Origin of the sequence: Ureibacillus sinduriensis BLB-1 = JCM 15800, assembly GCF_000772955.1 — a bacterium.
Classification (GTDB): domain Bacteria; phylum Bacillota; class Bacilli; order Bacillales_A; family Planococcaceae; genus Ureibacillus; species Ureibacillus sinduriensis.
Map to the genome: position 1 here is coordinate 26,053 of NZ_JPVO01000053.1, position 20,320 is coordinate 46,372.

Genomic DNA, 20,320 nt, shown 5'->3' on the forward strand with positions numbered 1-20,320 from the left:
AAATACTAATAATAGAATTAGATTTTATCTCTTCTAATTAATGACCACTGTGATCTGTTTCAACTTCAGTATGATTCTCGTGATTAGAATGTTCTTGATTTTCTTCGGCATCTTCAGAAACTTCGTTATGAGCGTGTTCTGGAGCAGGACTAAATTCCAAATGTGTTCCTGTAAATGTCATTTGTCCAAGATGACCAGGTTCTAATAATTTTTCAAATTGACTTTCAGTTATAGGTTCAGCTGTTTGGTGAACTTCGTCAACCCATTCATCGAAGTCTGCTTGTGACATGGCTGTTACGTTGAACGTATTTTCGGCAAATCCTTTACCGCTGAAGTTCGCGTTTCTTCCCATGTATTCACCAGCTTCATCGGCAGCCAAGTGTAAAGTTGTCACCATATCGGACATTGCATATTTCTGGCCTCCGAGTTGTGGAATCCAGAAACTTGTGATCGGACCGTAAGAATATAACTTGAATTCTAACGGACGATTTGTCGGAATATAAAGGTAGTTCACAGTTTCAATACCTTCTTCTGGATAACTAAAGTGCCATTTCCAGTCGGAAGAGGAAGCATATACAACTAAGGGTTCTTGATTCTCATAACCTTCTGGTGTTGATTCAACAATATAATTACTTTTTACAGAGACAAATGATAGATAAGCTACTATTAATATAGGAACACCTACACAAACGATTTCAACCCATTTGTTGCCGTGGATGTGTGGTGGTTCATAATCGTCAGGCAGTTTTGAAGCACGATACTTGATTAGGATATATGCCAAGATGACCATGACAACGATTACGATAACAGACATGATGCCGATTGATAATAAGATATCATTCGCTTGTCTTTCAGCTTGAGGGCCTTTTGGATCTAATACTAAAAGTGGCTCACAACCAGCTAGTATAAAGACAAGTGCCATCATGGACGTAAATAAAGCCCATTTTTTTCTCATAAAGATATTCACCTTCCCTTATTAGTCAAAAGAAATCACCCGTTGACTTCCTCCAACACTATAACTCTATTTTAATCAATCGAATAGTAAAATCATTGTTTTTGAGCTGATTTCACAAAAGGTTCACCTCTTATTCAAAAGTTATTCACATAAAGTTCACCATTTATCAAGAACTAGATATAAGTGTAAAATTTTGGGATGAAAACGCGTTCATTTTCCTTATTTTGCTGTTTAATAGGGAGTTAGAATAAAGTTAATATAGAGAATAAATTATATAGAAATAAAAAAAGATCCCTTATAAAAGGAATCTTTTGGTTCATGATAAGAGGAGCTATCAACTTTTTCAATATAACTTTTTAAGCTAATCGTTAATTTTATTGTCCTGAAATTCAATTTTCTTTAAGGCCTTGTCGAAATTTTGTTCCTGTGAAATTTCTTCACGGCTGTTATGCTTTTTTGGTTTTTTCATTTTTCTAAAAGTGGTGCTGGATTTCTTAGCCATCAATTTTTCACCTCCATTATTATTTTGTGCTTAATTTCATTTGCAATGCATTTACTTAGCAGTCAATTTAACAATCATCCATCCTGTAAGAAATTTTCTTGATTTTTATGTGATTAGCCCTTCCACGTGCGTATAAACAGCATTAACTAGTAAATAGAAGGAGGGCTGAAAATGGGTTTGGACTGGAATACCAATAAGGATACAAATGATGATCGCGGGAGTAGTCGAATTGAGAGTGAAGTGATTTTTGAAAGGAACTCACTCATCATCGGTCAAAATTTTTGTGTGAATGCAACGATAGGTGAGGAAAAGAAGTTAATTATCGAAGACAAAAATGTTTCGAATGACATGGAAGAGGCATCAAACTATGAAGATTCGTCCATTTTTTTTCATGAAACCGAAAAGGTAGAGGAAGCTCCAAAAAATCAAGATTACACACTCATTTACGCAGCTCCAGCATCACCCATGCGTGCACCACTTCTAATAACTGTAATAGCACGAAATTTATCTGAAAATGATGTCCTGATCAGCATTGAGGATGATGAAGATGTATTGGTCGAAGAGATTGTTCCTGCACAGTCGGAATTGGCATTAACAGCCCAAAATGCTTTGTTTTTAAGGGCATTGGCTCTATCACAAAGCCAGGTGCAGTTCTTCATTAGCGTCTATCATCCAACAAGTTCGTTCTGACAAATAAGCCATTTTTTCGGGATTTCTCTTTTGTTAGGATTTTTGATTGCGTTAGGACGAATAAAGATTTCCCAATATACAATAAATGTAATTTCCATAGATTGCAACATGGATGAATAGCTTGTTGGTTTGAAGGTATATAGCATAGCCATATGGACCAAATGAACCGAAAAGCACATAAGATAGTTCCTTTGACTACTCCGGCAATTTGTCATGTTCTGTTCTGGCTGTCGGGAAGTGTGTATTTTCGAAAAGTAAACAAACCTTCTACAATGATCAAAAGCAGTAATTATGTGAAATTGCCATTTAGTAAGTTACTTAACTTAAATTCAAAAATTGTGAAACTATCTTCTACATAGAATTTAGAAGATTAAATAAAGTATCGGCACTATATATGAACATTCTCGAAATATCAATTGTGACCCATTCACCATATCATGATTCAGTACCTCCCTTGACGGTACAATGGATTGGATGGGAATGATGGGGCATGCGGGAACTGCATAAACTGAAATAGGAACTTCTGAGTTGAATTGAAGTACAAAAGGTTGGAGTGAGTGTTTACAGCCTTTTGTTTTTTATTACATATATTTTCCCTTTGCAATTTGTTCTCAATGTACGGTGTGCTTAGTTCATCCGCCAGGACTAAGCTTTTTTTGCATGCCAATTTCTTGCTGCTTGGACAAACACTATTTGACCATTATATATTTCGGTTATTGAAAGGACTGGATAGGTTTGAGAAAAAATGAAAACGCTTTTATTTTTTCCGCATAAGTGCGTTGGAAAATTCATACCGTGTTGTATCTGAGTATTCTAAGAAATTGTGAATATTGATTGACAATTTAGTACTCAAATAAATTCAAAATTAAGGGGATGTGTTTAAATGGATTTTACATTGACTGATGAACAAAAAATGATTCAAAAAACGGTAAGGGATTTTGTCAATAAAGAACTTAAACCTTTGGAGCAAGAGGTACTAAAAAATGAAAGAGAAGGCAGACCGGGCATTTCCAAGGAAAAGGTAAAAGAATTAAGGGAAAAGGCAAAGGCGATTGGCTTCTGGGGAATCAATACGCCGGAAGAATATGGTGGGGCTGATTTAGGGCCGATTATGTCGGTGTTAATCGCAATGGAATTAGGGAGAACCTATGTACCATTCAATTTTGGAGGTTCAGCGGACAATATTTTATATCTGTGCAACGAGGAGCAAAAGGAGAAATATTTAATACCTACTATTAATGGAGAAAGACGTTCCTGCTTTGCTTTAACGGAACCAGGAGCGGGCTCAGATGCAAGAAGTATCCAAATGCAGGCCATAAAAGATGGTGACCATTGGGTTCTAAATGGAGAAAAGGTGTTCATTACAAACGGGAATGAAGCGGATTTTGCCATGGTTTTCGCTGTTACCGATAAAGAAAAAGGTGCTAATGGCGGGGTAACTTGTTTCCTGGTAGATCGAGAAATGGGTTGGAAATCGGAATACATTTACACAATGGGCGAATGGGGACCAGCTACCCTGGTATTTGATAACGTTCGTGTACCGGAAGAAAATATCCTAGGGGAACTAGGTCAAGGCTTCAATCTTGGGATGCAATGGATTGGTCAAGGACGTTACATGATTCCTGCAGGAGCAATCGGTGCCGCGGAACGACTATTACAAATGGCCATCGATTATTCAAAAACAAGGGTAACGTTTGGGAAACCAATCGCCGAACGCCAAGCGATACAATGGATGATTGCTGACTCGGCTGTGGAGATCGAAGCGGCTAAATGGATTGTCTTTAAAGCGGCATGGATGGCCGAAAATGGGATGGATGCCCGACACCAGTCATCGATGGCGAAACTTAACGGCGCAATTATGGCAAACGAGGTTGTAGATCGCGTACTTCAAATTCATGGCGGAATGGGCTATACAAAAGAACTGCCAATTGAACGCTGGTATAGAGAATTAAGACTATATCGGATTTTTGAGGGGACAGATGAAATTCAACGCCGTACGATTGCACGTAATTTATTGAAAGGGCATGCAAAAGTAGGAGAATTGCTATAATCATATTTTTATAAGATAACATACTACCCAGTCAGTTATTATACTTTAATAATACTAACCGGTTAGTTATGGTCAGCACTCTTGAATGAATGCAACGATAGCGAAGTTTATTAACCCTAAAGGGGGCAAATATGAGATCGGATAGAATGGCGGCGATTGTAGGTGTTGCTGAGTCTGATATAGGTAAAAGCCCCGGCAAAAACGTTTTGCAACTACAGGCACAAGCTGCAAAATTAGCGTTGGAGGACGCCGGGTTAACAAAAAACGATGTTGATGCTGTGTTCACGGCCGGGAATTGGGCATGGGCACCAAACCTGATGTTGGCTGAATATTTAGGGATTCAGCCCAAATATTCAGATTCAACAAATATTGGTGGTTCGTCCTTTGAAGCGCATATTGGCCATGCAGCTGCAGGCATTAAGGCTGGCTTGTTTGAAGTGGCACTGATCACCTATGGTAGTACAAATAGAACAAACCCAACAAATTCTAGTTTCAGGTCACCTCTTACCGCACAGTACGAACTGCCCTATGGATTGCCAACCCCGGTCGGTGCTTATGCTTTGGCAGCAATGCGTCATATGCATCAATATGGTACAACTTCAGAACAGTTGGCGGAAATTGCGGTGGCGACCAGAAAATGGGCGGCACTGAATGAAAAGGCTTACATGAAAGAGACGATTACAATTGAAGATGTGCTTAACTCACGAAAGATCGCTGAACCTTTGCACCTATTAGACTGTTGTTTAGTAACCGACGGTGGTGGGGCAGTGATTGTTGCTTCCAAAAACGTTGCAACAAAATTAAACAAAAAACCGGTATGGATTCTTGGACATGGAGAATCTCATTCCCACAATACGATTGCCAATATGCCAGATCTAACTGTAACAAGTGCACGCGAATCTGGAAAGAGGGCATTTGAAATGGCTGGAGTTGCTCAAGAGGAAATTGATGTCGCCGAAATCTACGACTCTTTTACAATAACGGTATTACTCACACTTGAATCACTCGGTTTTTGTAAACCTGGTGAAGGCGGTGCATTTGTAAGCGGACAACGAACAGCTCCCGGCGGAGAATTTCCTATGAATACAAATGGTGGAGGGCTATCTTATTGCCATCCTGGTATGTATGGAATCTTCTTATTAATCGAAGCTGCACGCCAATTAAGAGGGGAATGTGGTGCACGTCAAGTAGATAATGCAAAGCTCGCATTGGTTCACGGTACAGGAGGAGTTCTTTCCTCAACTTCAACGGTAATTTTAGGAGGGGATTAAATGATAAAAGATCTGATCCACTCGGCAATTGATGAAGAATCAAAGCCATATTGGGATGGATTGCTCAATGGAAAACTGTTCATCCAATATTGCAACGATTGTCATCAATTCATCTTTTATCCAAGAACGATCTGCCCCCATTGTTTTTCAAAAGAAATTAGCTGGCAGGAGTCATGTGGAATTGGGAAAATCTATAGTTTTACTGTCGTACACCAAGCATTTGGACCATTTAAAGGTGAGACTCCGTTTGTTGTAGGCATCATAGAACTTGACGAGGGAGTAAGAATGATGTCAAGAATCTTAGGGGATATGCAACAGATTGCCATTGAAAAGCCTGTCTCTGTCATATTTACAAAGGTTGAAAGTGATTTAGTTTTACCATACTTCCAAGTAATTTAATGGAGCCTACGTGACAAAAGGTAAAATTATGGAAAAATAACCGGCTTTACTTAACTCTGCAATAGAATTGAATTTTGGACTAGAAAAGTGTCAGCAACGGGTGCCGGCTCCAGGAGGAATTGGAATCGCCTGTAGGGTAAATAACGTCCTTTTGTCGAAGGTAGCGACGCAAATAGATGAGACTGCCGACATTGCACATTGCTTATAACAATAGGTTCCCTGATTTTTTGCGGAGCTGGCTTAGCACCTTTGCGCATTTTCTAAAAAAAGTGAAAGAAGATGAATAGTTATGATGGATAGGAAGGCGTTCTTTTTACTAGGATTCATTATGTTTTTAACGATGACAGGTTACGGAATAGTACTTCCTACATTGCCATTCTTAGCAGACGATTTAAACCTTACATCAGTTCAAATGTCATCATTGATCATTGTCTGGGCAATCGCACAGATGATCACTTCACCAATATGGGGTCGTTTGGCTGATAAGATAGGGCGAAAACCGGTATTGATCATGGGGGTTTTGGGTTTTGGTATAGCCTTCCTTATGTTGATTTTTGCACAAAATTATTGGCAATTGCTATTGGTAAGGCTGATTGGAGCAGCTATCTCATCTGGTGCTCACCCTGCCGCCTTTTCTATGGTAGCGGATCAAACAAAGAAGGAATTTAGAAATGAGTCGATAGCGAAAATGGGAGCGGTGAACGGACTAGGATTCCTCTGCGGTCCAGCAATAGGCGGATTGTTTTCTCCTTTGGGAGTAACTGTTCCTTTCATCATTGCAGGTTCTCTCGCTTTAATCACGCTTCCATTTGCCCACTTTTACATTCAAGACAAAATGATCCATGAGGATGATAGTGAGTCATCTCAACAAAAGGAAGCTATTTCCTTTTGGAAATCGATTTTAATGATAACAAAAACGGGTTATTGGAACCATTATACAATTATTCTTGGATTATCAATAGCAGCCTCTAGTTTCTTTGGATTACTTGGCTATTTCATGATTGAAAGATTTGATGCTACTCCTGTTTTTGTCAGTCTTGCATTCAGCGCACAAGCTGGAATTTCGGTTGTCGTGCAATTCTTTTTGCTTAAGAAATGCTACGATTTGTGGGATGAAGAGACCATCACGAAAATAGGGCTAGTCATTACAACAATAGGTTATTGTTTTATCAGCTTTGCACCATTTATCTGGGTGGCGATCGTTGGTTGCTTGTTGACCGGATTGGGCCAGTCCTTGGTACGTCCGACTACAATTGCGATGCTATCAAAGCGTAACGAGATGGGGCAGGGCATAACAATGGGACTGCAAAATTCCATGGATAGTCTTGGTAGAATACTAGGTCCTCTTTGGGGTGGCTGGGTATTTGTATTCTTGGCATCGGCACCATTTATCACTTCTGCAATTATTACGGCACTTCTACTTGGCATTGCATTCATCAGTGCCTATCAACAAAAAATTCATATCACTTTACCTGATCAAAAAGACACTAGTAACTCATAATTAGCGAATTGTTGGCTCCTTAAAATGAAAGCGTTTTAATTTCATCCGAACGAAGATTTCCACAAGATAAGAGTGCGTTGGATGCCGAAAGAGAAGCGGTATGGTTGGGAAATGAACCTTGGCTGAATGAAGTTAAAACTTATTGCATAGATATGCGTTTTTTGAAGGATTGTTTATCGGGATTGCTCGGTGAAACCTGGGCGCAATTGTTTCGGCTGCGACGAAAGCTTCATAGTTGAATCCTTGCTATGAAAATATTTTTTACATTGGGAGGATAACATGCTATTAACTGAATTATTAGGTGAAAATATTGAAAAGTTTGGTGAGTATAACCTTCTTTACTATAATGAAAAAACGTATACAAACTGCGAAACTGAAATTATTTGTAAAAAGGTCTCAGGTGTTATGCACTCCTTGGGGGTAGAAAAAGGCGACCGCGTGCTGATTTGCATGCCGAATTGCCCCGAAGTAATCTTTTCATACCAAGGTGTATTGGGAGTGGGAGGCATTATTGTCCCTGTTATGTATCTACTTCACGAAAATGAAATTAACTTTATACTGAAAAATTCGGAAGCGAAAGTGGTCGTCACTTCATCTGAACTCCTGAAAAAAATATCCAAAGCAACAAATGGATTAAGTGATAAGCCCAAAATTATCTGTATCGATCAACCAAACGAGACAGATTTGCTAGACGGAATCGAAGTTGTTGAATGGGAAAAGGTGCTGGCAAATACGCCAATCTATGAAAATGATTCACTGGATATGAAAGAGGATGATGTCGCGGTCATATTATATACATCCGGCACTACGGGAGTTCCTAAAGGAGTTATGCTGACACATAAAAATCTCTATGCGAATTCTATGTCCGGCTTATCATTAAGGGAAGAAGAGGATACGAGAGGGACAACAATCGGGGTTCTTCCCCTGGCGCATATTTACGGATTCGGAATTATGAACGGAATGTTCCTGCTTGGAAGCTCGGTTGTTATTTTTTCCAGATTTGATGCAGAGGAAGTATTCAAGGTAATCGAAAAGTATAAAGTAAAATCGTTTGCCGCTGTTCCTGCAATGGTGCATGCCATGTTATACCATCCAAATGCGGAACATTATGACTTGTCGAGCCTAGAAACGGTGGGTTCAGGTTCTGCTGCGCTGGCGATTAGTCTGCGCCACAAATTCAAAGAAAGATTTGGGGCGGAGGTTCGTGATGCCTATGGACTTTCCGAAGCTTCCCCAGGGGTTGCAACGCAACGTAATAATATGCCTATTAAAGAAGGATCTGTAGGTGTTCCGATGCCGGGTGTCAAAATCAAAATTGTTGATGAACAAGGAAAAGAACTTCCTATTGGTGAAGTGGGAGAATTATTGGTCCAAGGGGATAATGTAACACCAGGTTACTTTAGAAATGAAGAAGCCACAAAAAAAGCATTGCAAAATGGATGGCTTCATACAGGTGATATGGCAAAAATGGATGATGAGGGATATTTATACATCGTGGACCGTAAAAAAGATTTAATTATCCGGGGAGGATTCAATATTTATCCGAGGGACTTGGAAGAGTTGCTCGTCAAACATGAGTCTGTTTTAGAGGCTGCCGTCATTGGTGTCCCTTCTGAAAGAATGGGCGAAGAAATACTGGCATGTATAGTGAAAAAACCCGGTGCTGCCGTAAATGAGAGCGAATTAATTGAGTATTGCCAAAAAAACTTAGCGAAATATAAAACACCACGTCATATCGAGTTTGTAGATGAACTGCCCAGAAACGGCGTAGGAAAAATACTGAAGACAAAGCTGCGAGAGCAATTTACCGACCTTTCATTTGATAATTGATAGGTTTCAAAACACGCGAAAGGAGGAATTCGATGGTCCAAGACTCCAACACTCTTTTGCAAGTCGAGCAAATGAAAACAGTTTTTAAAACAAGAACAGGAAATTTAGAGGCTGTTGATGGTGTCTCTTTCAGTATATCAAAAGGTGAGACAGTCGCTATTGTTGGTGAATCAGGATCTGGTAAAAGTGTATCCGCACTATCCATATTAAGATTACTCGATGGCAATGGCGAAGTTATATCAGGAAAGATATTATTTAATGATCTTAATTTGAAAGATTTAAGCAATGAGAAAATTAGAAAAATTCGAGGCAAAGAGATTGCAATGATTTTCCAGGATCCAATGACATGTCTGGACCCTGTCTATACCATCGGGGATCAGATTATTGAGACGATTAAAATCCATGAAGACCTGAGCAAAGGTGAACTGCGGAACAGGGCACTTGAATTGCTTAAGCTTGTTGGATTACCAGATCCGGAAAGTCGAATTGATGCCTATCCTCATCAACTATCCGGTGGGCAAAGACAAAGGGTGATGATTGCCATCGCTCTTGCGTGCAGACCGAATTTAATCATTGCTGATGAGCCTACCACTGCTCTCGATGTAACAGTGCAGGCACAGATTATGCAATTGTTGAAGGATCTGCAATCGCAATTTGGAACAGCAATTATTCTTGTTACACATGATTTAGGTGTGGTGGCGGAAATGGCGGATAAAGTGGTGGTTGTTTATGCAGGGCAAGTGGTTGAGCAGGCACATGTCAAGGAGTTATTTCATAAACCACAACATCCTTATACAGAGGCATTAATGAAAAGCATCCCCAAAATCGATACGGATAAAAACCGAAGACTTCAAACTATTAAAGGGAATGTTCCAAGTTTAAAAGAAACTCCTTCCGGCTGTCGCTTTCATCCAAGATGTCCACTGGCGACAGAGAAGTGTAAAAGTGAAGAACCTCCGCTTTTTGAGGTGGCCAGCAATCGTGTGAGCAAATGCTGGATTGCAGATCCGAATATCCAGAGTAAGAGGGAAATCCCGGCTTTAATAGAAGAACAAGAGTTCAACTTCGAAATTAACGAGCACTTGCTAAACAAACAATTGTTACTAGATGTTAGCAATTTGCAAAAATACTTCCCGATTACGAAAGGGATCTTGTCGAGAACGATAGGTCATGTGAAAGCCGTTGATGATGTATCGCTCACTATTAATAAAGGTGAAATCCTTGGACTAGTTGGAGAATCAGGATGCGGGAAATCCACTGTCGGCCGCCTGATAACGGGGCTCATTGACTCTACTGACGGTGAAGTCAACTTCGATGGAAAACAATTATCAAGTGCCAATCGAAAAGATAAAAAAGGGATTAGGAAACGAATTCAATTTGTCTTTCAAGATCCTTATAGCTCATTAAATCCAAGAATGACCATCTTGGATATTATCGGGGAGCCTTTGGAAGTGCACAATTTAGCAAAAGGTCCCATGAAACGTCAACGCGTGGCTGAACTTCTTGAATTAGTGGGTCTATCTAAAAATGATATGCATAAATTCCCTCATCAATTTTCGGGAGGGCAGCGACAAAGAATCGGTATCGCCAGAGCATTGGCAACCGAACCTGACCTTTTGATTTGCGATGAAGCAGTGTCTGCATTAGATGTATCTGTTCAAGCGCAAATTCTAAATCTCTTAAAAGATCTACAGCTAAAACTGGGGCTCTCCTATTTGTTTATTTCACATGATTTAAATGTGGTCAAATATATCTCCGATAGGATTGCGGTTATGTATTTAGGCGAAATTGTGGAAGTGACGGATTCACAAACGCTATTTAAAGAACCATTGCATCCCTATGCAAAAGCACTAATTTCAGCCGTTCCCATCCCAAATCCCGATATAAAAAATGAGAGAATCATTCTAAGCGGGGAAGTGCCAAGTCCATCAAATCCGCCAAGTGGCTGTAAATTCCATACAAGATGTCCTGCTGCAATGGACGTTTGCAAGCAACAGAAACCGGAATTAAGAGTCATTAAGGAAGGCCATACAGTTTCATGTCATCTCTATAGGAAGGAGAATAGGGCATGATTGAATATATTGTTAGGCGTTTAATTTTTGGAATATTCGTACTATTAATCATGACCGCTTTTATCTTTATTATCATGAGAGCAGTACCAGGTGATGTTGTCACTCTCCAACTGGCGAATTCAGGGGCTACAGCTGAACAGATGGACGCATTGAAGGCGGAGATGGGACTGGATAAAAGTGTACTTGGGCAATTGATTGATTGGATAAAGGATGCGGTGCAAGGAAATTTAGGAAATTCCCTTTGGTCCGGTCAGCAAGTTTCGGAAATTATTTTGGATAGATTGCCCGTGACAATCCAATTGGCAGTAATGTCCATAGTTTTGGCCATCATCATCGGAATACCGATCGGGGTTATTTCGGCTGTCAAACAAAATACTTTTATCGATCACTTTCTGAAAGTCATTTCAATAGGGGGATTATCGATTCCAAACTTTTGGTTGGGATTGATACTGTTAACCGTGTTGTCCTTGGCTTTGAATTGGATTCCCCCTTTAGGTTACCAATCTTTTATGGAAAATCCTTTTGTTAATATGCAGCAAATGTTTTTACCGGCAATCTGTTTAGCAATTACCCTTAGCGCGAGTATTGTTCGGATGACCAGATCTGCTGTACTTGAAGTATTGCATTCCGAATTCATCAGAACAGTGCGCGCTAAGGGGGCAAAAGAGGGCATTGTTATATTCAAACATGCTTTAAGAAATTCATTGGTCTCGGTTATTACATTGATCGGTTTGCAAATTGGTTATCTGCTTGGGGGCACGGTGGTGCTTGAATCGATTTTTGCCCTTCCAGGACTAGGTAGTTTGATCTTTGAATCGGTATTAGTAAGGGATTACCCAATTGTACAATCGACTGTGTTGGTGTTCGGTGCAATGTTTTTGTTAGTCAACCTGGTTGTGGATGTTATGTATGGATGGGTAGATCCACGAATTAGAGCGAAATAATCTTTCCCTAAATATTCTTGTTTCAGAAAAGGAAGTGATTGTCATGTCCCAAGTACAATTAGACTCTGAATTGCCAAATAGGAGGATAAAGGCGGGCAGGAATTTGCATTTGAAAAAATTCATAGAGGACTGCAAACGCTTTATTATCACTCAAAAAATTGGTTTTGTGTCACTCTTGATCATCCTGATCGTGGTGGCGGTTGCAATTATTGCCCCAATCATCGCGCCGTTTGACCCAATTAGTCAGGATCGTGCTGCATTTCTGGCAGCTCCGAACTCACAGCATGTAATGGGAACTGATGATTTGGGGCGCGACGTATTCAGCCGCCTCGTTTATGGATCCCGGATATCATTGCTCGTTGGAATTGTAACAGTGGTTATCTCCATCATACTGGGAACGCTGATTGGAATGATATCAGGTTACTTCGGCGGAATTGTTGATATGATCATCCAAAGGATCATGGATGCGATTATGTCCGTCCCGGCATTAATATTAGCCTTATTTATTGCGGCATTATTGGGACCTGCAATTCAAAATGTGATTATCGCACTTGTCATTATAGAAGTACCCCGATTTTCCAGGATTGTCAGGGGTGAAATGCTAAGGATTCGTGAATCGAATTTTGTGGAAGCATCTCGTTCAGTAGGGGCAAGTTCTTTTAGGATCATCATGAAACATGGGCTGCCCAATATGATGGCACCGATTATTGTCATGGCAAGTCTTGCTTTTGGTCAGACAATCATTGCGGAAGCATCACTTAGTTTTCTTGGAATTGGAACACCGCCACCAAACCCTTCATGGGGTTTGATGCTTAGTGATGCCAGTATGTATATGGAAAGCGCTCCTTGGCTGGTTCTTTTCCCTGGCTTGGCATTAAGTATATTGGTATTGGCTTTTAACTTATTTGGGGATGCACTTCGTGATTTCCTCGATCCAAAGATGTCTTAGCCATCAAAAAGTGATTATGATTTCATGGGAGGGAATGGTTATGGATAAAAAGCTGAAATTGATCGCAAGCCTAGTCGTTTTAGGATTATTAATGCTGATAATCAGTGCATGCTCATCTGATGCAACGAAGGATGAAACAACAACAGAAAGTCCGGGAACGGAAAACTCGGAACCTAAAAGCGGTGGAACATATACGATTCTATCTGCTGCTGATCCGGATATGCTCGATCCACATAAACAATCATCGATTTATACGCATATGATGGCAGGTTTAGTATACAACAAGTTAGTTTCCTATGAGACAGGGCCGGGGGTGGATTACACCGACTACAATGTGGTGCCGGACCTTGCGGAACGATGGGAGATTTCCGAAGACGGGAAAGTATACAAGTTCTTTTTACGGGAGGCCTATTGGCATGATAAAGAACCTGTAAATGGAAGGCAGGTTACAGCAGAAGATGTTGTAGCGACAATGGAAAGAATCATTAATTTACCAGGTCATCAAGCGGCAATCCTTTCAGAAGTGGAAAGCATTGTAGCCGAAGATGCTCAAACAGTGGTTTTTACCCTAAAACAACCTTTCGCTCCATTTTTAAACTTTATGGCGAACCATTTCATGTGGATTTTACCGAAAGAAGCGGTGGATGGAAAAGTGGATTTAGCTACTGATGCCATTGGTACTGGGCCGTTTGTCTTGGAAGAGTGGGAAGATAATGTGCAGGCGACGTATACAAAAAATCCAAAATATTACGAAGAAGGAAAGCCTTATTTAGATCAAGTGATTTATAAAGTTGTTCCTGACCAAGGTTCCCGTATTGCAGCTTTTCGAACAGGGCAAGCGGATGCCATCGGTGCATTATCGCCTGAGCAGCTTACCCAGCTTCAAAAAACAAATCCTGATACCGAAATTTTTGAAGCATTGTTTGCAACTCAGGAGCAATTATATATGAATATGGAAAGAGAACCGTTTAATGATATAAAAGTTCGAAAAGCGATCAGTATGGCCGTCGATCGGCAATCGATGGTGGATGCCATTTATGGAGGCGGAGAAACGAGTGGTCCCGTCAACCCATCTTTAGGGGATTGGGCATTGCCTTTGGAAGAAAGGGAAGCCTTACTGCCGTATAACCCAGAGGAAGCCAAGAAGCTTCTTTCCGAAGCTGGTTATCCAAATGGCTTTGATACTACGATGATTGTAACGAATGGATATGGCGAACAATTGGTGCGTGTTGCTCAATGGGTGGCGGAAGATTTAAGGACTATCGGCATTAATGTCGAAATGGAAATTGTGGAATATGCTACTTACTTCTCGGAAAGATGGCCAAACGCAGATTATGACATGGGTGTGGGATATCAAACTTATTTCCAGGAACCCGATGAGTGGCTTCGCACTCAGTTGCACACGAACGGATCACGGAACTGGTACAACATAAGCGATCCGGAATTAGACAAAATGCTGGATGAACAAAGACTCATCTTGGACGTTGAAGAACGAAAACAATATGTTTATGAAATCCAACGGTATGTTTTAGAAAACTTGGTTAATCCGGTACCACTTTCTACTTATTATACAAAGACTCCGAGACATGCTTATATAAAAGATTCTTATCCTCATGCCTCATATGGATACGGGTATTTAAAAGATGTTTGGCTAGATAAATAATATCCAGATCTATTGGATGAAAGCATCTAGTGTTTGTTTAATTACTAGATTCCAATAATGGTATTCGAGAACATATTCTTACAAAAGAGGGATTGAGTGAGTTGCAAAGAATTGAAAGATTGGAGCTGACAACCAATTTTCCGATTGGTCCAGTATATTCATATATTGTCTTTGGAGAGAAAATAACCCTTGTCGATGCCGGGTTGAAAAATGAACAGGGCTGGAAAGATTTGAACAAAGGTCTGCACCGAGTAGGCATCAGCATTTCTGATATTGAGCAAATCGTATTAACACATCATCACAACGATCATACGGGTATGGTTGATTGGATACTCCAGGAGAATCCATCCATTCCCATTTATGCCCACAAAGATACTGAAACGATATTAAAAGATGAAAGCTACTTGGAACGGAGCTGTGAATTTTTTGAAAAGTTATTCATCGAATTCGGTTTGACAAAGGAAATGGCGATCGAGTGGGCATATCGGAAAGGTCATCGTGATTACTTTGAAATCGCCCATGTGGATGGGGTTCTCAAGGAAGGAGATTTGATACCGGGTTTATCTTCTTTTCAAGTAATAGAAACGCCAGGACATTCACAAGATCATATCTCATTTTATAACGCTGAGGAACAAGTGTTTCTTTGCGGGGACAATATTATTAAGGGAGTACATGGCGGTATTTTTTTGGATGCTCCTGTTATAGGAAATGAAAGGGCAAAACCGTTGTTGCAATACTTGAATAACTTGGAGAAATGCAGGGAACTTCCTGCGAAAATAACTTATTCGGGACACGGTCCTGTCATTGATAATCTTAATGAAGCAATTGATGGCCATATAAGAAATATTGAGAACCGTGCAGGTCGTGTAATCAATACACTGAAAAAAGCGAATGGGTCGGCAACGGGTTTTGAAATCATACAAGACATGTACCGTGGAAGATATGAGAGGGCTGTTATCACATTCGTGTTTGAAATCGTAAGTGTACTGGATTTATTACTAGAGCGAAAAGTTGTGACGGCAGAAAAACAAAATGGCGTGAATATATACCGTTTAGTAAATGAACAATGAAAAGTTTAAAAATATTTTGCAGGACTGAATAATTCTCTAAAACTACTAATAGAATGTTAGGACATAATTTTAGTATAGATGTGGGAGGAAAGAGAGATGAATGGAAGATTTGATAATAGAGTGGCATTTATTACAGGGGGCAGTCGCGGGATAGGCAAGAGCATTGCGGAAACTTTTGCAAAAGAAGGGGCTAAAATAGCTATCATTGATATAAATGAAGAAGCTTTGGCAGAAGTGCGTTCCGAGTTTCAGGAAAAGGGTATTGATATTTTGGCTATCCAAGCAAATGTCGTGAAAACCGATGAAGTGGAAGCGGCAATGGAGCAAGTAATAGCGGGATATGGTTCCCTTGATATTTTAGTCAATAACGCAGGGATTATCCGGGATAACTTATTATTCAAAATGAGTGACAGCGATTGGGATCAAGTGATTGACGTTCATCTAAAGGGCGCATTTAATACTACCCGGGCGGCACAGAAACATATGGTTCAGCAAAAGTACGGAAGGATAATCAATATATCTTCAACTTCAGCTCTCGGCAATCCTGGTCAGGCAAATTACTCTACGGTAAAAGCCGGTTTGCAAGGATTAACAAAAACGCTCGCCAAAGAGCTTGGAAAGTTTGGGATTACAACAAATGCCGTTGCACCCGGTTTTATCGAAACAGATATGACGAAAGCGACAGCTGCAAGAATGGGTGTACCTTTTGAAGATTTCTTGAAAGGCGCTGCAAGCAGGATTCCGGTCGGCAGAACGGGTATGCCCGATGATATCGCAAATGCGGTTGCCTTCTTTGCAGATGAAAAATCTTCTTTCGTAAATGGTCAAGTATTGTACGTAGCTGGCGGACCAACGAATTAATGGAAAGGAGTGTCGAATATGTTTAGAGAATATATTGGTCTAACTTCAAGCAAAACAAGAAATGTTATCGAAAGAGAATTGGTTAGACGCTTTGCGGAGTCCATCGGTGATGCTCATCCAATCTATATTGATGAGGAGTTCGGGAGACAATCAAGATTTGGAGCGAATATCGCACCTCCTACATTTCCAAGGGTGTTAAGATCGGGGTCGATCGAGGGACTAAAATTGCCTTTAAAGGGATTGATACACGGAGAGCAAATCTATCATTATAAGCGACCTCTGCTGGTAGGCGAAGAAGTCTTTTGTTATTCGAAAATAGAAGATTACTATGAAAAAGAAGGTAGTACAGGGAAAATGGGTTTCCTGAAAATGAAAAGATATGGTGAAGATTCACATGGGCAACTAATTTTTACGGAAGAGTCCATAACTATAATTACCGAAACAGTAAGGAGGTCCTTAAACGTATGACGGTTTTGAATAAGATAAATATCGGGGAAACCCTTGAGGCAACCCTTCAACCTGTATCGCGAATCGATCTGATTAAATACGCTGGCTCTTCAGGTGATTTCAATCCGATTCACACAATTGATGAAGAGGCGAAGAAGGCAGGTTTACCAGGGATTATTGCCCATGGTATGTGGACGATGGGGAACCTGGCCAAATTATTTACCCCGTATTACGAAGAGGGATTTATTAGCGATTACAATATTCGGTTTTCTGGAATGGTATTTCTAGAGGATGTTCTGACCCTAAAAGCACAAATGGTCGACAAAACCGGGCAGCTTTTAACATTCGATGTCAGTGCCATTAACCAAAAACAAAAAGATGTGGTCAAGGGAAAAATTACATTTGAACTTTATTAATAGAGGAGGGTTTGTCTCATTCTTAAATTAAATATAAGAGGCAAATCCTTTTTTTTCAAAATGAATAATCGAAGGGAAGGAATTAATGAAAAGAGACGCTGTAATTGTATCGGCTGTTCGAACAGCAATCGGCAAACAAGGTGGAGCATTGGCAAGTATTCCAGCACATATTTATGGTGGGGAAGTAATTAAAGAAGCGATCAAGCGTATAAACCTAGATCCTGAATTAATCGATGATGTCATTTTAGGGAATGTCCTGAGCGGTGGTGGCAATATTGCCAGATTGACCGCTCTGCAAGGTGGCCTATCTGTCAACATTCCGGGCTTGACCGTCGATCGTCAATGTGGATCTGGTATTAATGCGGTTGCTCTTGCCGCCCAGGCAATTCAATCGGGGGCGGGTGATATTTATGTTGCTGGCGGTATTGAAAGTATGAGTCGTGCCCCATACCAATATGAACGTCCGGAACAAGCTTATAGTTCCATTCCCCCGAAGTATCGCAAAACACTGCTTGCTCCTGAGGAAATAGGCAACCCTGCAATGGGGACTACCGCTGAAAATTTGGCAAAAAAATACGAAATTACAAGAAAAGAGCAGGATGAATACTCATTGAAAAGTCAGCAGCGAATGGCGAGAGCGGTTGAGGAAGGACGTTTCGATGAACAAATCGTAACGATTAGTATACCGGTGCGAAAAGGAGAACCAATGCTCTTTAACAAGGACGAACATCCACGTCCCAATACGACTTTAGCAGCCCTGGCCAAATTGCCGCCTGCTTTCCAACGGGATGGTACTGTAACGGCAGGAAGCAGCTCCGGATTGAATGATGCGGCGTCTGCATTAGTCATCATGTCGCGGGAAAAAGCAGAGGAATTAGGGATCCAGCCATTAGCAACAATTAAAGGATCGACTGTTGCAGGTGTTGACCCCAATATTATGGGAATTGGACCTGTGCCAGCCACAAAGAAATTAATGGAGAAGCTTGGCCTCTCATTGTCTGATATGGATATCATTGAATTAAATGAAGCATTTGCTGCACAAGTGATTGCTTGTGATCGTGAATTGGCATTCGACCCGGAGAAACTTAATGTCAATGGTGGCGCAATTGCCCATGGACATCCTCTTGGAGCAACGGGGGCTATTTTAATAACAAAAGCAGTTTACGAATTAAAACGTAGTGCTGGACAATTTGCATTGATCACAGCCTGTATTGGTGGAGGACAAGGAATCTCTTTAGTGATTGAAAGGGAGTTGAATTAGAGATGCAGTGAAATCTGTTTTTGAAGGGAACACTAATATGAGAGGAAGAATTATAAAAGAAAGTATAGATCTTTTCGACAAGAAGGGTTTCAGTAAAACTTCCATACAAGATATTGTTGATACAATTGGAGTGACGAAGGGTACCTTCTATTATTACTTCAAAAGCAAACAGGAATTATTGAGGGATATACACTTAAATTATATTAAGGAACTTCTGAAAGAACAAGAAGTCATTCTAAATGATGAATATATTAGCTGTAAGGAGAAGCTGAATAGGCTAATATACTTAATTATCAAGAATATAAAAGTTCATGGGAAAAGTGCAAGGGTATTTAATAGAGAGGTTCGCCATCTGGACCAAGAGCAAGTAAAGTCAGTGAATGTTTATAGAAAGGAATTTCGCCTCAATTTGCAAAAATTGATCGTTGAGGGGAAAGAAAAAGGGGAATTCAGGGAAAATCTAAAAAATGATATCGTTATTTTTGGAATTTTAGGCATGGTTAACCGTTCTTACAATTGGTATAATCCGGAAGGTGAAGTGTCGGAAGAAGAACTTGTCAATATTTATATGGATTTGATTTTAAATGGAATAAAATTAGATGCAAATCGTACATGATATAGTTGAACAAAGAAATTCTTACTAACAATTGCGACAGGTGATACATGAAAATTATACAAAGGAACTTTCAATTTATAGAACCATTACTACCATTAGAATCCATACAAAGTATAATCGTTCATCATACTTCGAGGGAGCATATGTCGGCGGAAGAATGTCATGAATTCCATCAAAAAGAACGCGGTTGGAGCGGGATAGGCTATAACTATTTCATAGAAAAAAATGGATCCATTATTGAAGGAAGAGGGCAACATGTGGGCGCACATGCCTATGGATATAATCGAACTTCCATTGGTATCTGTATGACAGGCGACTTTGATAAAGAAATACCTACAACTGAACAATGGTCATCCCTATTTTGGCTAAGCAGCTTTATGTTGAAACTATACCATTTACAACCTGATCGGGTGTTGGGGCACCGTGAACTTGAAGGAGTCCAAAAAAGCTGTCCGGGCAGGTTGATTGAAATGGATGAGGTGAGAAAGCAATTGATGGAATATATGCAATAGTAGAGCTCGTCAGTTAATAACTGGCGAGGTTTTTTTATGTAGTGGCATAACTGATAATTATAATGGTTGGTAGATATTTAATATTGATTATGTAGTTCATCTCTTGGTGATATGGAAAGATGATTTAAATTTGAAAAAGCTGAAGTATTTTAGTTTCTTTTTGTAGAAATTAAAGGAATAGCGAAGAATTTTATAGAAATATGTAGTATATGGAAGTTGAGCGATATCCAGAAAAATATTAAAGGGGCTTATAGTGTGAAGAAACGAAATCTTATTGCATTTATCCTTTTCTTCCTCCTGCTATTGGTTGG

19 protein-coding genes are annotated in these 20,320 nt (G+C 40.1%); 17 read left to right on the forward strand and 2 right to left on the reverse strand.

The features are described 5' to 3' along the window. Window positions 1-37: 37 nt before the first annotated feature. Together qoxA and CD33_RS20215 are read right to left on the reverse strand one after the other, a co-directional pair. Window positions 38-955, reverse strand: coding sequence for a cytochrome aa3 quinol oxidase subunit II (gene qoxA / locus CD33_RS12820; RefSeq protein WP_036201335.1), 918 nt, complete (start codon window positions 953-955; stop codon window positions 38-40). A gap of 361 nt (window positions 956-1,316) precedes the next feature. Next, window positions 1,317-1,460 carry a hypothetical protein gene (locus CD33_RS20215; protein ID WP_156967312.1) on the reverse strand — a complete coding sequence of 48 codons (144 nt, stop codon included), beginning with the start codon at window positions 1,458-1,460 and terminating at the stop codon, window positions 1,317-1,319. 168 nt (window positions 1,461-1,628) lie between these two features. Between CD33_RS20215 and CD33_RS12825 the strand changes: the two genes are divergently transcribed. The 17 genes from CD33_RS12825 to CD33_RS12905 all read left to right on the forward strand — a co-directional run bounded on the left by CD33_RS12825 (window position 1,629) and on the right by CD33_RS12905 (window position 20,009). Further along, a complete protein-coding gene (locus tag CD33_RS12825; protein ID WP_036201336.1) occupies window positions 1,629-2,147 on the forward strand; it encodes a hypothetical protein in 519 nt (172 codons plus the stop codon). 883 nt (window positions 2,148-3,030) lie between these two features. Then, window positions 3,031-4,197, forward strand: coding sequence for an acyl-CoA dehydrogenase family protein (locus CD33_RS12830; protein ID WP_036201337.1), 1,167 nt, complete (start codon window positions 3,031-3,033; stop codon window positions 4,195-4,197). 131 nt (window positions 4,198-4,328) lie between these two features. Then, the gene (locus CD33_RS12835) at window positions 4,329-5,468 is read left to right on the forward strand and encodes an acetyl-CoA acetyltransferase (protein ID WP_036201338.1); all 1,140 of its coding nucleotides are present in this window, start codon (window positions 4,329-4,331) and stop codon (window positions 5,466-5,468) included. Beyond that, complete coding sequence (locus tag CD33_RS12840; RefSeq protein WP_036201340.1) at window positions 5,469-5,867, forward strand: Zn-ribbon domain-containing OB-fold protein; 399 nt, start codon at window positions 5,469-5,471, stop codon at window positions 5,865-5,867. Between the two features lie 289 nt (window positions 5,868-6,156). Beyond that, complete coding sequence (locus CD33_RS12845) at window positions 6,157-7,368, forward strand: MFS transporter (RefSeq protein ID WP_036201341.1); 1,212 nt, start codon at window positions 6,157-6,159, stop codon at window positions 7,366-7,368. 279 nt (window positions 7,369-7,647) lie between these two features. Next, window positions 7,648-9,198, forward strand: coding sequence for a class I adenylate-forming enzyme family protein (locus CD33_RS12850; RefSeq protein ID WP_036201343.1), 1,551 nt, complete (start codon window positions 7,648-7,650; stop codon window positions 9,196-9,198). A 32-nt stretch (window positions 9,199-9,230) separates the two neighbouring features. Continuing rightward, window positions 9,231-11,270, forward strand: coding sequence for an ABC transporter ATP-binding protein (locus CD33_RS12855; RefSeq protein ID WP_036201344.1), 2,040 nt, complete (start codon window positions 9,231-9,233; stop codon window positions 11,268-11,270). Continuing rightward, entirely contained in the window at window positions 11,267-12,214 is a 948-nt protein-coding gene (locus CD33_RS12860; RefSeq protein ID WP_036201345.1) for an ABC transporter permease, read from the forward strand. The genes CD33_RS12855 and CD33_RS12860 overlap by 4 nt, the downstream gene beginning before the upstream one ends. 43 nt (window positions 12,215-12,257) lie before the next feature. Continuing rightward, window positions 12,258-13,163, forward strand: a complete 906-nt coding sequence (locus CD33_RS12865) for an ABC transporter permease (RefSeq protein WP_235863197.1) — start codon at window positions 12,258-12,260, stop codon at window positions 13,161-13,163. Window positions 13,164-13,203: 40 nt separating this feature from the next. Continuing rightward, window positions 13,204-14,826 (forward strand): ABC transporter substrate-binding protein, encoded by a 1,623-nt coding sequence (locus tag CD33_RS12870; protein ID WP_036201347.1) that lies wholly within the window; start codon window positions 13,204-13,206, stop codon window positions 14,824-14,826. Between the two features lie 101 nt (window positions 14,827-14,927). Beyond that, a complete protein-coding gene (locus CD33_RS12875; protein WP_235863209.1) occupies window positions 14,928-15,896 on the forward strand; it encodes an MBL fold metallo-hydrolase in 969 nt (322 codons plus the stop codon). A gap of 96 nt (window positions 15,897-15,992) precedes the next feature. Then, window positions 15,993-16,757: a beta-ketoacyl-ACP reductase gene (locus CD33_RS12880; RefSeq protein WP_036201349.1), complete on the forward strand. Its 765-nt coding sequence runs from the start codon at window positions 15,993-15,995 to the stop codon at window positions 16,755-16,757. An 18-nt stretch (window positions 16,758-16,775) separates the two neighbouring features. Then, window positions 16,776-17,225, forward strand: a complete 450-nt coding sequence (locus tag CD33_RS12885) for a MaoC family dehydratase N-terminal domain-containing protein (RefSeq protein ID WP_036201350.1) — start codon at window positions 16,776-16,778, stop codon at window positions 17,223-17,225. Then, the gene (locus CD33_RS12890; RefSeq protein WP_036201353.1) at window positions 17,222-17,620 is read left to right on the forward strand and encodes a MaoC/PaaZ C-terminal domain-containing protein; all 399 of its coding nucleotides are present in this window, start codon (window positions 17,222-17,224) and stop codon (window positions 17,618-17,620) included. Before CD33_RS12885 ends, CD33_RS12890 begins: the two co-directional genes overlap by 4 nt. An 85-nt stretch (window positions 17,621-17,705) precedes the next feature. Further along, complete coding sequence (locus tag CD33_RS12895) at window positions 17,706-18,881, forward strand: thiolase family protein (protein ID WP_036201355.1); 1,176 nt, start codon at window positions 17,706-17,708, stop codon at window positions 18,879-18,881. Between the two features lie 37 nt (window positions 18,882-18,918). After that, on the forward strand, window positions 18,919-19,497 hold the full coding sequence (locus tag CD33_RS12900; RefSeq protein ID WP_036201356.1) for a TetR/AcrR family transcriptional regulator: 579 nt from the start codon (window positions 18,919-18,921) through the stop codon (window positions 19,495-19,497). 47 nt (window positions 19,498-19,544) lie between these two features. Continuing rightward, on the forward strand, window positions 19,545-20,009 hold the full coding sequence (locus tag CD33_RS12905) for a peptidoglycan recognition protein family protein (RefSeq protein WP_036201358.1): 465 nt from the start codon (window positions 19,545-19,547) through the stop codon (window positions 20,007-20,009). Window positions 20,010-20,320 lie beyond the last annotated feature (311 nt).

What these genes read in the sequence shown, in the direction of transcription:
- qoxA (WP_036201335.1), bottom strand. Translation starts at nt 955, where the DNA reads ATGAGAAAAAAATGGGCTTTATTTACGTCCATGATGGCACTTGTCTTT.
- CD33_RS12825 (WP_036201336.1), top strand. Translation starts at nt 1,629, where the DNA reads ATGGGTTTGGACTGGAATACCAATAAGGATACAAATGATGATCGCGGG.
- CD33_RS12830 (WP_036201337.1), top strand. Translation starts at nt 3,031, where the DNA reads ATGGATTTTACATTGACTGATGAACAAAAAATGATTCAAAAAACGGTA.
- CD33_RS12835 (WP_036201338.1), top strand. Translation starts at nt 4,329, where the DNA reads ATGAGATCGGATAGAATGGCGGCGATTGTAGGTGTTGCTGAGTCTGAT.
- CD33_RS12840 (WP_036201340.1), top strand. Translation starts at nt 5,469, where the DNA reads ATGATAAAAGATCTGATCCACTCGGCAATTGATGAAGAATCAAAGCCA.
- CD33_RS12845 (WP_036201341.1), top strand. Translation starts at nt 6,157, where the DNA reads ATGATGGATAGGAAGGCGTTCTTTTTACTAGGATTCATTATGTTTTTA.
- CD33_RS12850 (WP_036201343.1), top strand. Translation starts at nt 7,648, where the DNA reads ATGCTATTAACTGAATTATTAGGTGAAAATATTGAAAAGTTTGGTGAG.
- CD33_RS12855 (WP_036201344.1), top strand. Translation starts at nt 9,231, where the DNA reads ATGGTCCAAGACTCCAACACTCTTTTGCAAGTCGAGCAAATGAAAACA.
- CD33_RS12860 (WP_036201345.1), top strand. Translation starts at nt 11,267, where the DNA reads ATGATTGAATATATTGTTAGGCGTTTAATTTTTGGAATATTCGTACTA.
- CD33_RS12865 (WP_235863197.1), top strand. Translation starts at nt 12,258, where the DNA reads ATGTCCCAAGTACAATTAGACTCTGAATTGCCAAATAGGAGGATAAAG.
- CD33_RS12870 (WP_036201347.1), top strand. Translation starts at nt 13,204, where the DNA reads ATGGATAAAAAGCTGAAATTGATCGCAAGCCTAGTCGTTTTAGGATTA.
- CD33_RS12880 (WP_036201349.1), top strand. Translation starts at nt 15,993, where the DNA reads ATGAATGGAAGATTTGATAATAGAGTGGCATTTATTACAGGGGGCAGT.
- CD33_RS12885 (WP_036201350.1), top strand. Translation starts at nt 16,776, where the DNA reads ATGTTTAGAGAATATATTGGTCTAACTTCAAGCAAAACAAGAAATGTT.
- CD33_RS12890 (WP_036201353.1), top strand. Translation starts at nt 17,222, where the DNA reads ATGACGGTTTTGAATAAGATAAATATCGGGGAAACCCTTGAGGCAACC.
- CD33_RS12895 (WP_036201355.1), top strand. Translation starts at nt 17,706, where the DNA reads ATGAAAAGAGACGCTGTAATTGTATCGGCTGTTCGAACAGCAATCGGC.
- CD33_RS12900 (WP_036201356.1), top strand. Translation starts at nt 18,919, where the DNA reads ATGAGAGGAAGAATTATAAAAGAAAGTATAGATCTTTTCGACAAGAAG.
- CD33_RS12905 (WP_036201358.1), top strand. Translation starts at nt 19,545, where the DNA reads ATGAAAATTATACAAAGGAACTTTCAATTTATAGAACCATTACTACCA.